Source organism: Noviherbaspirillum sp. (genome assembly GCF_035254685.1).
Lineage (GTDB): Bacteria > Pseudomonadota > Gammaproteobacteria > Burkholderiales > Burkholderiaceae_D > Noviherbaspirillum.
In genome coordinates this window covers 12,905-25,223 of record NZ_DATFAI010000043.1, presented here as the reverse complement: position 1 = coordinate 25,223, position 12,319 = coordinate 12,905, and the positions used below count along the sequence as shown (strand labels likewise).

The following is a 12,319-nucleotide window of genomic DNA, read 5'->3' as shown; positions in this document are numbered from 1 at the left end:
ATCACTTGACCCGTGTTAAATGCGTCGACGAGCCGGACGCGGGCTGGCCGGAAAGCAGTTCGCGCAGGTGAGCTCGCGCACGCGCAAGCCGGGACATGACGGTGCCCAGCGGGACGTTCAGCACTTCAGCCACCTCCTGGTATCGCAGTTGCTCGAGGCCGACCAGCACGATGACGGCGCGATGCTCCGGACTCAGGCTGGCCAGCGCGCGCCGCACGTCGAGCTGCTGGCCGGGTTCGCCTGGCGCAACCGCCTCGGGCAATTCCTCGATCGGCACGGCGACAAGTTGACGGCGCGGCGCCTCGTTCAAATACAGGCGGTGCAACATCGTCAACAACCATGCGGTGAGGTTGCTGTTGATCCGGAACAGCCAGCGTCGCTGCAAGGCGCGCTCCAGCGTATCCTGCACCAGGTCATCTGCCCATGACGCATCATGCGTCAACGCGCGCGCATAGCGCCGCAGGCGCGGGATCTGCGATGCGAGCTCGTCGGCGAAATCGGCCATGGACAGATCGGCAGGTCAGGGCTTGGCAGCGTGCCAGACGTTATTGAAACCGTCGCCGGTCTTGTCGCCCGCTTTCTGGTCTTTCTTCCAAGTATAGAGCGGCTTGCCCTTGTAGGCCCACTGCTTGCTGCCGTCATCGCGGGAAATGATGCTGTAGTCGCCGCTGGCCTTGTCGTCGGCCTTGGCCATCAGCGGCGGCCAGTTTGCAGCGCACTGTCCGGTGCAGGCGCTCTTGCCACCCGAATCCTTGTCAAACGTGTACAGAGTCATGCCGGCCGAATCGGTCAGGACACCATCGCTGGTCTTGACCGGTGCCTCTGCGAAGGCCAGGGAAGCGCTGCCGGCCAGAAGGACGGCGAGCAACGACGATGTCAAAGGGATACGGATTTGCATAATGTCCTCGCTAAGCTGGTTAATCAGGCGTGCCCGTGGTGCGCACATGAGGTAAACAGCCGCGACGGATCTTTTATTCCCTCCGCCGGTGCAATTTCTTGATTTTTCTAAAGCGCGCCGTATGAATGCAATCCGGAAGGGAACATATTAACGCCGAGGAAGGCAAGTATCGTCACCGCACTCGCCTGATTCGCCATGGGCTCGTTCTGCTTCGGTGCCACGCAGATCACGGAGGCGATGCCGATCAGTGTCAGGAGGCTGGTCGCGAAGCGCATCGATGAAACCGGCCCAACGAATTCTCCCAGCCGGCATCGCCCGGTGTTCAATCGCCGCCAGGAGGTAGCGCCAGCGCTCATGAGCGTGTTCTACAAAAACAAAGGGGGTGGCATCTGCCACCCCCTTCTTCTGTTTGGGTATCTACCGGAATCTAGTCTGCCGATTACTTCAGTCCGGCAACGTAATCCGCCACAGCCTGGATTTCATCGTCCAGCATGCGCTTGGCAATCGTCGTCATCTGGACGCTGTTGTTACGCGTGCCAGCGCGGAAATTGGTCAGCTGGGCGATGGTGTACTCCTGGTGCTGGCCAGCGAGACGGGGGAATTGCGCCGGAATACCGTTGCCTGTAGCGCCATGGCACCCTGCGCAGGCCGGAACGTTCTTCTCCGGAATACCCCCACGATAGATCTTCTTGCCCAGTTCGACGGTATCCTTGTTCTTCGCCGCGCCCGGGGCCGGCTTCTGGGCACTCAAATAGGCAGCAACGTTCTTCGCATCCACATCCGAAACGGTCTTGGCAATGGCGCTCATCACCGGATTGGTACGCTGCGGCGTCTTGAAGTCGGCGAGCTGCTTGACGATATACTGTTCGACCTGACCAGCGAGTTTCGGATTCTGCACGATGGTGGAATTGCCATTGGGGCCATGGCAGCCGATGCAGGCCATGCTGGTGAACACCGCCTCACCCTTTGCAGGATCAGCTTTTGGCGCTTTGCTCTCTTCAGCTGCATAAGCAACCGAGGAAACTGCCACCATTGCGACGAACAAGGACTTTACATACGGAAGAAAAGCACGGTTCATTCAAACACCCTGGACTTGATATTAAAATTCTGGCCTGGCGGCGATCTTGTTGCGCTGCGCAGCTTTTGCGGCGCAGCAATACATAACCTCTTATTGTACAATAGCTTTTCAGCATTTTCGCTGGTTTTTGCTGCATTTTCTCTCTCTATGTCCCTACTCTGGCAAGCCCGCTTCTTCACCACGGTGAACCATCTTCGCGACTTGCCAAAAACGCAAGTCCCCGAAATCGCCTTCGCTGGCCGGTCGAACGCCGGCAAATCGAGCGCAATCAATATCCTGTGCAACCAGAAAAAGCTGGCCTTCGCCTCGAAGATCCCCGGCCGGACACAGCACATCAATTACTTTTCCATCGGCGGCGCACACGTCGGCCAGCACCGGAACGATCCGACGAGGGTCGACGAAATCCGTGCGATGCTGGTCGACCTGCCGGGTTACGGCTATGCCGAAGTGCCAGGTGAGGCGAAACTGCACTGGAACGAACTGCTCGGCACCTACATCCAAAATCGCAAGCAGCTCGCGGCACTGGTCCTGATCATGGATTCGCGCCGGCCTTTCACCGACCTCGACGTGCAGATGCTGGAATGGTTCGCCCCCACCGGCAAGCCTGTGCACTGCCTGCTGACCAAGGCCGACAAGCTGAACCGAAGCGAATCCACGAATGCGCTGCGCCTGGCGCGCACGGTACTGGGCAGCTATGTGGATGAGCAGGGAAAACCGTTTCCGTTTACGGTGCAGCTATTCTCGGCGCTCAAGCGCATCGGCGTTGATGAGGCAAATCAACGAATCCTTGATTTGCTTGGCTTGTCAGAGGTGCCGCCGGAAGGTAATGATGATATTGATCCGCACTGAAGCAATTCTCCAGGCAAAAAAAACCCTGGAGAAAGGGGAAGATCTCCAGGGCAGTAACGCCTTATCGCTAATGCCACGATAGGCCCCGCTCAGGGAGGAGAAGCGGGAGGTGAGTGATCACCTATTGTTAAGATTGGGCTCGCCCTGAAAAGTTTCAGGAACCTGTCACAATTCTGCTTATTGCGCCCTATTGTCCGTTTATTGCGTTTACTTCATTCATTTACCGCCATGTCCAATTCTCTGCCCGCCTCGCACTTTCCCGCCGTTCGTATGCGCCGCATGCGCAAGGATGCCTTTTCCCGTGCCATGATGCGCGAGAATGTACTCACCGCCGCGGACCTGATCTACCCGGTCTTCATCGTTGACGGCAAGAACCAGCGCGAAAAAGTTGCGTCCATGCCCGGTGTGGAGCGGCTGTCGGTGGACCTGCTGCTCGGTGTGGCCGAAGAGTGCGTTGCTCTCGGGATTCCGGTCATGGCGCTTTTCCCTGTCATCAATCCCTCGATCAAGACACCAGACGGTATCGAAGCCATCAATCCCGAAGGCCTGGTCCCGCGCGCCGTGCGCGAGCTGAAAAAGCGCTTTCCGGAACTTGGCGTCCTGACCGACGTAGCGCTCGATCCTTATACAAGCCACGGACAGGACGGCGTGCTCAACCCGGACGGCTACGTGCTCAACGACGAGACCAGCGCCATCCTGGTGAAGCAGGCGCTGGCCCAAGCGGAAGCGGGTGTCGACATCGTGGCCCCGTCGGACATGATGGATGGCCGCATCGGCGCCATTCGCGCTGCCTTGGAAGCGCGCGGCCACATTTATACGCGCATCATGGCCTATTCCGCGAAATACGCCTCAGCCTACTACGGCCCGTTCCGCGACGCAGTAGGCTCCGCGGCAAACCTCGGCAAGGGCGACAAGTCCACCTACCAGATGGATCCGGCCAACAGCAATGAGGCACTGCGCGAAGTCGCACTCGACCTCGCCGAAGGTGCGGACATGGTCATGGTCAAGCCAGGCATGCCCTACCTCGACATCGTGCGCCGCGTGAAGGACGAATTCAAGGTCCCGACCTTCGCCTACCAGGTCAGCGGGGAGTACGCGATGATCAAGGCAGGCGCGCAAAACGGTTGGCTCGATCATGACAAGGCGATGATGGAAGCCATGCTATCGTTCAAGCGCGCCGGCGCGGATGGCGTGCTGACGTATTTCGCCCGCGATATCGCCCGCCGGTTGAAGCTCGGCTAAGCGTATCGTCCTGGCGCCTGCATCGCCGCGGGCGCCGCCTCTCCCCGCGTGCTTCGCGGCGTCCCGGGCATCTCATCTCCCCGCATATCGGCTACCATTGCCGGATCAAATGCCGGCGTCGTTCCGTTACCGGATCTGCGCACCGTTTCATTTCGCCCGCGGAAGTCCATGGATATCTATCACGTCAATAATGGCCAGGTTGCACCCGTGCCTTCACCAATCGCGCAGGCGCCGACGCAAGGATTCCTGTGGCTGGATGCAACGCATGATGAAGTCGCCGCAGATACCGGCGCGTGGCGCGAGGCCGTGGAACGCACGACCGGTGTGCATATCTACGACCCGCATCTGACGGATGTCACTAACCTGAGCCACCCGTCGTATTTTGATTCCACGCAGGACTATGCGATGGTCGTATTCAGGAAGCTTGCGCTCGACGGCAACGGCGAACCGGAAACGGCGGAGGACATGGTGCGGAAACGCAAGATACCGCCGGCATTGACCAGGCTTGCCACCAGGCCGGTGAGCTTCCTGTTGATGGAGAATGCGCTCGTGACGGTACATGCGACGAACAGCCGCACCATCGAAGCTGCACGCAACCGTCTTCTCGAGCACAGGAACAAGCGTGACGGTGCCCATGCGAGCCGCCCGCCGGGATCTCCCTATGAACTCATGCTGCGCCTGCTGAATGCCATGGTCGATCAATACCTCGCCTTGCGCCAGCCCCTGACCGGCCAGATCGACCGGTGGCAGCGCGCACTGCTCAATCCGCGCAATCCGTTCAATGACTGGTCCGCATTGCTGGATGCGCGCATCGAACTGCGCAAACTCGACCACTTGTGCGAAGGACAGCGCGACGCGATGCAGGAGTTGCGCGACCATTTCGTCGATAGCATCGATGACTCCCCCAACAGTCGCGCGAAGGACCTGATGCTGGTGCGCGTAAACGACATCATGGAGCACATTACGCGCGTGCTCAACCATGCGCAGCGGCTGGAGGCAACCATCGAATCCGCCGTACAGATCCACTTCTCCGCAATGGCCCACCGCACGAGCGAAATCATGCGCACCCTGACGGTGATCACTGCCCTCTTCATGCCGCTCACCCTCATCACAGGCATCTTCGGGATGAACTTCATCGACATGCCCCTCATCAAGGACAAAGCCGGCTTCTGGATCACGATGGGCATGATGGCAGTCATGGTCGTTGTCCTGCTGTTTTTCTTTCGCCGCAAGCGTTATCTTGACGACCAGGGACGCGATGGCGAGCGATAAAAAAAGCGCTCATGATGGTGAGCGCTTCGTGGTTTGACCGTCTTGGCGTTATTTTTCCGGCAGCGTGGCTATGGTCGATGATGCTTGCGCCGTTGCCCGCGCCAGTGACTGCAGGAACCTGTCCGCGTCCTGGTAGCCGATCACGCGCGATCCCTGCACCTCGCGGCCCTGCGCATCGAAGAAGATAATTCCCGGCGGTCCGAAAAGCTGGAAACGCTTCAGCAATGCCTTGTCATCGTCGTTATTGGCAGTCACGTCCGCCTGCAGCAGTACCATATTGGCAAACTGCGCCTGCACACGCCGATCGCTGAAGGTAAGTTTTTCCATTTCCTTGCAGGACACGCACCAATCGGCGTAAAAATCGAGCATCACGGCTTTGCCGCTCGACTTGGCCAGCATGTCATCCAGTTCAGCCGTTGTCTTGACACGCTTGAAATTCGTCTTGTGCACGCCACCAACCAAGTGCGACAAAGGCGACAGCGCATCCGTGCCGCCGGTTGCTGCGCCGACCAGCTGCACGAGCCCCAGGCTCACCACGGAGAGGCCGATTGCCTTGGAAATCCAGCCCCAGCGCTTGCCCCTCATCAGATAGATCCCATAACCAATGCCAAGAGCGGCCCACCCCAGCATCGGCACCCAACCCGGAATCACCGGCGTAACGATCCACAACGCCATGCCGAGCATCACGACGCCGAAGAAGAACTTGACAGATTCCATCCATGCACCTGCGCGCGGCAGCAAGGCGCCCGCGGACACGCCGACCATCAGCAGCGGCAAGCTCATGCCGATTGCCATTGCGAACAGTGCACTGCCGCCAATAACGATATCGCGCGTCTGGCTGATGTAGAGCAGTGCGCCGGCAAGCGGGGCCGCGACGCACGGTCCGACGATCAGTGCAGATATCGCTCCCATCGCGAACACGCCAAACAGCTTCCCGGTGGCCTGGCGTTCCGAAACCATCGTCAGCCTGGTCTGGATCGCCGCCGGCATCTGGATCTGATATACGCCAAACATCGACAGCGACAGCAGCACCATCAGGAGCGCAAATGTCGACAGCACCCAAGGGTTCTGCAAGGCTGCCGCGAGGCCCTCGCCGATCAGGCCAGCGGCGACACCAAGCAAGGTGTAGACGAGCGCCATCCCCAGCGAATACGACGCAGACAAGGTGAAACCCCTGCTGCGGCTGACATGCGTTCCCTCCCCGACAATGATCGAAGACAGGATCGGAACCATCGGTAGGACGCATGGGGTGAACGCCAAGCCAAGGCCGAGCAGTAGGAACAGCGGCAGGATTGCAACTAGCTTTCCGCTGCGAAGCGAGGCCTCGATACGGCCCATTTCAGGATCAGACGAGGAAGCTGCTACGCTGCTGATGCCTGCAGCTGCCCCCCCTCCGACAAGCCCCGTCGGTGCAGCGCTTCCCGCTTCTGCAGGCGACAGCATTGCCACCGATTCCATCGGCGGATAGCATAACCCCTGATCGGCGCACCCCTGCCCCGTAGACTTGAGTGTGAAATTGCCGGACGCCTCGACTGGAATAGTAATGGCGACCGACTTGCGATGGGTCTCAACGTCCTTCTGGAAAGTCTCGTCGAACTTCACCTTGCCTTTGGGGATTGACGGCTGCCCCAGCTTCGCGCCGTCGGCCTTGAAGGCAAAGCGATCGTGGTACATGTAGTACCCTTCCGCGATGTCGTAGGTGACTTCCGCCGTCTTTGCATCCAGCATGCGTGCCGAAAACCGGAATGCTTTCTCAGGCTCGAGAAAATTGTCGCCAGCCTGCGAAAGCGGCGCCACAAAACAGGCGATGGCGGCAAAAATTGCCGTGAGAAGACGGATATGAGCCGTCCTGTCCGCCCACCGCCTTAATAAGCTAAACATTTGTGTCCTTCCTGGTTTCCGATGCAATCCACCCGAGATATGCCGGCAATCCGGCAACGATTGGAAGTGCAATGATTTCCGGCACTTCATATGGGTGCCCTGCTCTGATTTCAGCCTCTAATTCTGGATAACGCGACGGCGTCGTCTTAGCCAGCATCGTCACTTCAACGGCCTCCTCGATCGCACCCTGCCACTGATAGATGGAGCGCACTGCAGGCAGCACATTAACGCAAGCGGCAAGCCGACGCTCCACGAGCCGGTGCGCGAGCGCATGCGCAACGGCTTCATCCGGAATGTTGGTCATGACCAGTAACGTCTCGTGCATAGTCGAAGTCCAGCCAGAAAGCTGACAATCATTTCAACAGCCGGCGGCGCGTCAGTATCGTGGCGACATAAAAGCCACCCACGCAGTAAGTGAGCAGTATGCCAATTTCCCCCCAAGGCGCGGCAGGCAACTCGCCAAGTACCAGCGGGCGGATCAGGCGCACTGCGGCACCGAGCGGAAGTACTTTCGCGAATGCCTGCAGCCATGTCGGCAGCTGTGCAGTAGGATAATACACGCCCGACAGGAAAATCATCGGCGTCAACACCAGCGTGAAGTAGTAGGTAAAGAAATCATATCCGCGCGCCAGCGCATTCACGATCAAACCTATCGATGCAAAAGTCATGCCGATTAGAAACAGCAATGGCGGCACCAGGAGGATATGCGGATGAAGCCCAATCCCGAGCATGAAAATCACCAGCAGGATCGCCATGCCGGAAATCAACGACTTGCTTGCCGCCCATAACATTTCAGCAAAGACGACGTCGTCAAGCGCCAGCGGCGCGTTCAGCAGCGCGTCCCACGTCTTCTGCACGTGCATGCGTGAAAACGCCGAATAGAGCGTTTCGAACGAGGCTGCCATCATGATCGACATGCAGATTGATCCGGACGCCAGGAAATGGATGTAAGGTATTCCATTGACGGTGTGCAGCAGGCTGCCCAATCCGTAGCCGAACGCGACCAGGGTAATCAGTGGGTCCGCAATGTTGCCGAGGATGCTGGCAAACGCGAGCTTTTTCCAGACCAGGAAGTTGCGACGCCAGATCGGGAAAAAGCGGAGGGAAAAACCCGGCAAGGCATACACCGATGCGCTCATGTCAATCCCTCATCTCCCGGCCCGTCAGTTTCAAGAACAAATCCTCCAGGTTCGCCGGTCGATGCAAATAGCGCACTCCGGACATGTCATGCAGGCTCGCCAGCAAGGGCTGAGCATCGTTCGTGTAGCAGAACACCGTCTCGCCGCTGACCTCGATGCGCGCGGATTTCTGCCTTCCTTCGCTGTTACCCCATGTCCGCGCGTTATCGCCATACACTTCGACCACCTCGGCCTCAATATGTTGCCCGATCAGATCACGCGGCGATCCTTCTGCGATCATCTTGCCATGGTCGATCACGGCCAGCCGGTCGCAAAGACGTTCCGCTTCGTCCATGAAGTGCGTCGTCAGCACAATGGTCTTTCCTCCTGCAAGGAGAGTTTTCAATCGATCCCATATCATGTGGCGGGCCTGCGGATCCAGTCCGGTCGTCGGCTCATCCATAAAAATCAGGTCAGGATCGTTGATCAAGGCGCGGGCAAGCGTCAGGCGCCGTTTCATGCCGCCCGACAGTTCGCCGATGTTGGCATCTTTCTTGGCTGTCAGGTTTGCGAACTCAAGCAGCCGGGGAATGCGTCTCAGTATCTCGTTATCGATCATTCCGAAGTATCGGCCGAACACCAACAGGTTTTCTGCGACGGTGAAATCGGGATCGAGATTGTCGCTTTGCGGCACCACTCCCACCCGCAGCCGCGCCGGCCGGGCATCTTCGGGAATGCGTCGGCCCACCAGGAAGATTTCGCCGCTATCTGGCGCGGTTAAACCAAGACACAGGCGCAGCGTCGTCGTCTTCCCTGCACCGTTTGGTCCGAGCAAGCCATAGCATTCTCCTCGCCGAAGACTGAATGACAAGCCATCAACGACCATACTCCGCGATGCCCCGTTGCCATACGATTTGCGGAGCTCAACAACGGACAGAATGGCGGATTCAGGCATATGAAATCTTCATTGCAACGAAAACGTACATCTTGCCATAGATAAAAATTCGATTCCCAGGCGCTGGGCACTCTGGCACGCAGTGCAATGCCTGATTCGCAAAGAGTTTTCGCCTAGAAAGCAAAAAAAGCCAGGCAGTGCCTGGCTTTTTTCTACGCAAGCAGACAACCGCGGCATTACTCCGCGGTCGGTACTTCAGCAGCATCGCTGATTTCCGGACGATCAACCAGTTCAACAAAGGCCATCGGCGCATTGTCGCCTTGGCGGAACCCCATCTTCAGAATGCGGATATAGCCGCCGTTACGGGTGGCATAGCGCGGGCCGAGTTCCGAGAACAGTTTGCCCACGATTTCACGATCGCGCAGGCGATTGAATGCCAGACGCTTGTTGGACAGGTTATCAGTCTTACCAAGAGTGAGGATCGGTTCGACTACGCGACGCAGTTCCTTTGCCTTCGGCAAAGTGGTCTTGATTGCTTCATGGCGCAGCAGGGAAACGGTCATGTTGCGCAGCATCGCGAGGCGATGTGAAGACGTACGGTTCAGTTTGCGGAGGCCGTGGCGGTGACGCATGGTATTTCCTTTCAGGTTTCTGTTTTAGGTCCAGCTCTTCTATCGATCGGTGCTAACCTCTCGCGGGCCGGTAATTCATGTTGTTAATGCTTTCAGTTTGCACTGCAGATTCAACCGGGAGCGGCATTCCCCCGCTCCCGCAGAGAATTACTTCTCGAGACCAGCCGGCGGCCAGTTTTCCAGCTTCATGCCCAAAGTCAGACCGCGGGATGCGAGTACTTCCTTGATCTCGTTGAGCGACTTGCGACCGAGGTTCGGGGTCTTGAGCAATTCGTTCTCGCTGCGCTGAATCAGGTCGCCGATATAGTAAATGTTTTCGGCCTTCAGACAGTTTGCGGAGCGAACCGTGAGCTCCAAATCGTCCACCGGGCGCAGCAGGATCGGGTCCACAGACGGTGCACGCGAGGGTGCTTCAGCAGCGGCCTCGGTACCTTCGAGTGCGGCAAACACATTCAACTGGTCAACGAGCACTCGCGCAGATTGGCGAATCGCTTCTTCCGGCGAAATCACGCCGTTTGTCTCGATGTTCATGACGAGCTTATCGAGGTCGGTCCGCTGTTCGACACGGGCAGACTCGACAGCATAGGAAACGCGACGCACCGGCGAGAAGGACGCATCAAGGACAATACGGCCGATGGTCTTGTTCGCGTCTTCGGAAAGACGCCGCACATTGCCCGGTACATAACCGCGTCCCTTTTCAACCTTGATTTGCATATCCAACTTGCCGCCGGCGGTCAGATGTGCGATCACGTGATCGGGATTGATCAGTTCCACGTCGTGCGGAAGATCAATATCCGAGGCAAGTACTGCGCCTTCCCCTTCCTTCTTGAGGGTCAGCGTTACCTCATCGCGATTGTGCAGCTTGAACACTACCCCTTTCAGATTCAACAGGAGGTCCACCACGTCTTCCTGAACACCGTCCAGCGACGAATATTCGTGCACCACACCGCCGATCGTCACTTCAGTCGGCGCGTAGCCGACCATTGACGACAACAATACTCGCCGCAGCGCATTACCCAGTGTGTGGCCGTAACCGCGCTCAAACGGCTCCATCACGACCTTCGCGTGGCCGGAGCCAAGTGCCTCAACTTCGATAATTCGGGGTTTCAACAGGTTGTTTTGCATGAAATGTCCTTTTCAATACCCTCGGCTCGTTACACCGATAAGGCTGATGGCATTACAAAGAAACCTGCCCCGCTCTACGGGGCAGGAGATATCGATATTAGCGCGAATACAATTCAACGATCAGGGATTCGTTCACATCGTTGGCGATCTCGCCGCGATCAGGCATTGCTTTGAACGTACCTTCCATCTTCTTGCCATCGACGGATACCCACGAGGGCATACCGGTTTGCTCCGCGAGCGACAATGCTTCAACGATACGCGTCTGCTTCTTGGCCTTCTCACGCACTGCCACCACATCACCAGCCTTCACTTGGAAGGAAGCAATATTGACTACACGGCCATTCACAGTAAGAGCCTTGTGGCTTACGAGCTGGCGCGCTTCGGCACGCGTGGAGCCAAAGCCCATGCGGTACGCAACATTATCAAGACGCGATTCAAGCAGCTTCAGGAGGTTTTCACCCGTGTTGCCTTTGCGGCGGTCCGCTTCCGCAAAATAACGGCGGAACTGGCGTTCAAGAATACCGTACATGCGCTTGACCTTCTGCTTCTCACGCAGCTGGTTACCGTAGTCCGAAGTACGTGCCCCAGACGTCCGGCCATGCTGACCCGGCTTGGAGTCAAGTTTGCACTTCGAGTCCAGCGAGCGGCGTGCGCTCTTCAGAAAAAGATCAGTCCCTTCACGACGGGACAGTTTAGCTTTAGGTCCAATGTAACGTGCCACGTTGATTTCCTTATTTAAATGACGCCCCGTCCAGATCCGTATAAATCGGCATCTGCCAGGCGCTAGTCTGATTGACCTTCAACCAGACGGTGGTCTTAAGAACAAAGCCCGCCAAGATCGTTGGCGGGCAACTTACTCCAATACTTGGTGCGTAACCCGTACGCCTCTAGATCCGACGGCGCTTCGGCGGACGGCATCCATTATGCGGCACAGGTGTCACGTCCTGAATCTGAGTGATTTTGATGCCAAGCGCGTTCAGTGCGCGCACCGCGGACTCGCGGCCAGGGCCAGGTCCTTTAATGCGAACCTCGAGATTCTTCACACCGCATTCCATCGCCACCTTGCCGGCGGCTTCTGCCGCGACCTGCGCCGCAAACGGAGTCGACTTGCGTGAACCCTTGAAACCGGCGCCGCCCGATGTTGCCCATGACAGCGCATTTCCCTGGCGATCAGTAATAGTAATGATGGTGTTGTTGAAGGACGCGTGAATATGCGCGATGCCTTCGGCAACATTCTTTTTAACTTTCTTGCGCACGCGTGCTGCTGCGGCGCTATTCGGGGCTTTTGCCATTTTGATTTCCTTGAATCCGACTACGAGTCAAACTGCG

The 12,319-nt window shown here is 57.8% G+C and carries 15 protein-coding genes; 3 read left to right on the top strand and 12 right to left on the bottom strand.

All coding sequences use genetic code 11. The features are described 5' to 3' along the window. Window position 1 precedes the first annotated feature (1 nt). The 4 genes from VJ698_RS20290 to VJ698_RS20275 all read right to left on the bottom strand — a co-directional run bounded on the left by VJ698_RS20290 (window position 2) and on the right by VJ698_RS20275 (window position 1,976). Window positions 2–505: a sigma-70 family RNA polymerase sigma factor gene (locus tag VJ698_RS20290; RefSeq protein ID WP_324104627.1), complete on the bottom strand. Its 504-nt coding sequence runs from the start codon at window positions 503–505 to the stop codon at window positions 2–4. A 15-nt stretch (window positions 506–520) separates the two neighbouring features. Continuing rightward, entirely contained in the window at window positions 521–898 is a 378-nt protein-coding gene (locus tag VJ698_RS20285; protein WP_324104626.1) for a hypothetical protein, read from the bottom strand. Between the two features lie 107 nt (window positions 899–1,005). Further along, entirely contained in the window at window positions 1,006–1,254 is a 249-nt protein-coding gene (locus VJ698_RS20280) for a hypothetical protein (RefSeq protein ID WP_324104625.1), read from the bottom strand. A gap of 83 nt (window positions 1,255–1,337) precedes the next feature. After that, entirely contained in the window at window positions 1,338–1,976 is a 639-nt protein-coding gene (locus VJ698_RS20275) for a c-type cytochrome (protein ID WP_324104624.1), read from the bottom strand. Between the two features lie 147 nt (window positions 1,977–2,123). Between VJ698_RS20275 and yihA the strand changes: the two genes are divergently transcribed. The 3 genes from yihA to VJ698_RS20260 all read left to right on the top strand — a co-directional run bounded on the left by yihA (window position 2,124) and on the right by VJ698_RS20260 (window position 5,339). Beyond that, window positions 2,124–2,825 (top strand): ribosome biogenesis GTP-binding protein YihA/YsxC, encoded by a 702-nt coding sequence (gene yihA, locus VJ698_RS20270; protein WP_324104687.1) that lies wholly within the window; start codon window positions 2,124–2,126, stop codon window positions 2,823–2,825. A gap of 228 nt (window positions 2,826–3,053) precedes the next feature. Continuing rightward, a complete protein-coding gene (hemB, locus tag VJ698_RS20265) occupies window positions 3,054–4,067 on the top strand; it encodes a porphobilinogen synthase (protein WP_324104623.1) in 1,014 nt (337 codons plus the stop codon). A 168-nt stretch (window positions 4,068–4,235) separates the two neighbouring features. Then, window positions 4,236–5,339, top strand: a complete 1,104-nt coding sequence (locus VJ698_RS20260) for a magnesium transporter CorA family protein (RefSeq protein WP_324104622.1) — start codon at window positions 4,236–4,238, stop codon at window positions 5,337–5,339. A gap of 48 nt (window positions 5,340–5,387) precedes the next feature. Here VJ698_RS20260 and dsbD read toward each other — a convergent pair whose 3' ends face one another. From dsbD to rpsK, 8 genes are all read right to left on the bottom strand, one after another. Beyond that, window positions 5,388–7,220 (bottom strand): protein-disulfide reductase DsbD, encoded by a 1,833-nt coding sequence (dsbD, locus tag VJ698_RS20255; RefSeq protein WP_324104621.1) that lies wholly within the window; start codon window positions 7,218–7,220, stop codon window positions 5,388–5,390. Next, on the bottom strand, window positions 7,213–7,524 hold the full coding sequence (cutA, locus tag VJ698_RS20250) for a divalent-cation tolerance protein CutA (RefSeq protein ID WP_324104620.1): 312 nt from the start codon (window positions 7,522–7,524) through the stop codon (window positions 7,213–7,215). The genes dsbD and cutA overlap by 8 nt, the downstream gene beginning before the upstream one ends. A gap of 49 nt (window positions 7,525–7,573) precedes the next feature. Further along, window positions 7,574–8,359, bottom strand: a complete 786-nt coding sequence (locus VJ698_RS20245; protein WP_324104619.1) for an ABC transporter permease — start codon at window positions 8,357–8,359, stop codon at window positions 7,574–7,576. A 1-nt stretch (window position 8,360) separates the two neighbouring features. Continuing rightward, entirely contained in the window at window positions 8,361–9,293 is a 933-nt protein-coding gene (locus tag VJ698_RS20240; RefSeq protein WP_324104618.1) for an ATP-binding cassette domain-containing protein, read from the bottom strand. Between the two features lie 176 nt (window positions 9,294–9,469). Next, a complete protein-coding gene (gene rplQ, locus VJ698_RS20235; RefSeq protein WP_324104617.1) occupies window positions 9,470–9,865 on the bottom strand; it encodes a 50S ribosomal protein L17 in 396 nt (131 codons plus the stop codon). Window positions 9,866–10,012: 147 nt separating this feature from the next. Then, window positions 10,013–10,990, bottom strand: coding sequence for a DNA-directed RNA polymerase subunit alpha (locus VJ698_RS20230; protein ID WP_324104616.1), 978 nt, complete (start codon window positions 10,988–10,990; stop codon window positions 10,013–10,015). Between the two features lie 97 nt (window positions 10,991–11,087). Further along, a complete protein-coding gene (gene rpsD / locus VJ698_RS20225; protein ID WP_324104615.1) occupies window positions 11,088–11,711 on the bottom strand; it encodes a 30S ribosomal protein S4 in 624 nt (207 codons plus the stop codon). 166 nt (window positions 11,712–11,877) lie between these two features. After that, entirely contained in the window at window positions 11,878–12,282 is a 405-nt protein-coding gene (gene rpsK, locus VJ698_RS20220; protein ID WP_324104614.1) for a 30S ribosomal protein S11, read from the bottom strand. Window positions 12,283–12,319: the final 37 nt, after the last annotated feature.

Coding starts and splice junctions, on each gene's coding strand:
- VJ698_RS20285 (WP_324104626.1), bottom strand. CDS start 898: ATGCAAATCCGTATCCCTTTGACATCGTCGTTGCTCGCCGTCCTTCTG.
- yihA (WP_324104687.1), top strand. CDS start 2,124: ATGTCCCTACTCTGGCAAGCCCGCTTCTTCACCACGGTGAACCATCTT.
- cutA (WP_324104620.1), bottom strand. CDS start 7,524: ATGACCAACATTCCGGATGAAGCCGTTGCGCATGCGCTCGCGCACCGG.
- VJ698_RS20275 (WP_324104624.1), bottom strand. CDS start 1,976: ATGAACCGTGCTTTTCTTCCGTATGTAAAGTCCTTGTTCGTCGCAATG.
- rplQ (WP_324104617.1), bottom strand. CDS start 9,865: ATGCGTCACCGCCACGGCCTCCGCAAACTGAACCGTACGTCTTCACAT.
- VJ698_RS20230 (WP_324104616.1), bottom strand. CDS start 10,990: ATGCAAAACAACCTGTTGAAACCCCGAATTATCGAAGTTGAGGCACTT.
- hemB (WP_324104623.1), top strand. CDS start 3,054: ATGTCCAATTCTCTGCCCGCCTCGCACTTTCCCGCCGTTCGTATGCGC.
- VJ698_RS20290 (WP_324104627.1), bottom strand. CDS start 505: ATGGCCGATTTCGCCGACGAGCTCGCATCGCAGATCCCGCGCCTGCGG.
- VJ698_RS20240 (WP_324104618.1), bottom strand. CDS start 9,293: ATGCCTGAATCCGCCATTCTGTCCGTTGTTGAGCTCCGCAAATCGTAT.
- VJ698_RS20280 (WP_324104625.1), bottom strand. CDS start 1,254: ATGAGCGCTGGCGCTACCTCCTGGCGGCGATTGAACACCGGGCGATGC.
- VJ698_RS20245 (WP_324104619.1), bottom strand. CDS start 8,359: ATGAGCGCATCGGTGTATGCCTTGCCGGGTTTTTCCCTCCGCTTTTTC.
- dsbD (WP_324104621.1), bottom strand. CDS start 7,220: ATGTTTAGCTTATTAAGGCGGTGGGCGGACAGGACGGCTCATATCCGT.
- rpsK (WP_324104614.1), bottom strand. CDS start 12,282: ATGGCAAAAGCCCCGAATAGCGCCGCAGCAGCACGCGTGCGCAAGAAA.
- VJ698_RS20260 (WP_324104622.1), top strand. CDS start 4,236: ATGGATATCTATCACGTCAATAATGGCCAGGTTGCACCCGTGCCTTCA.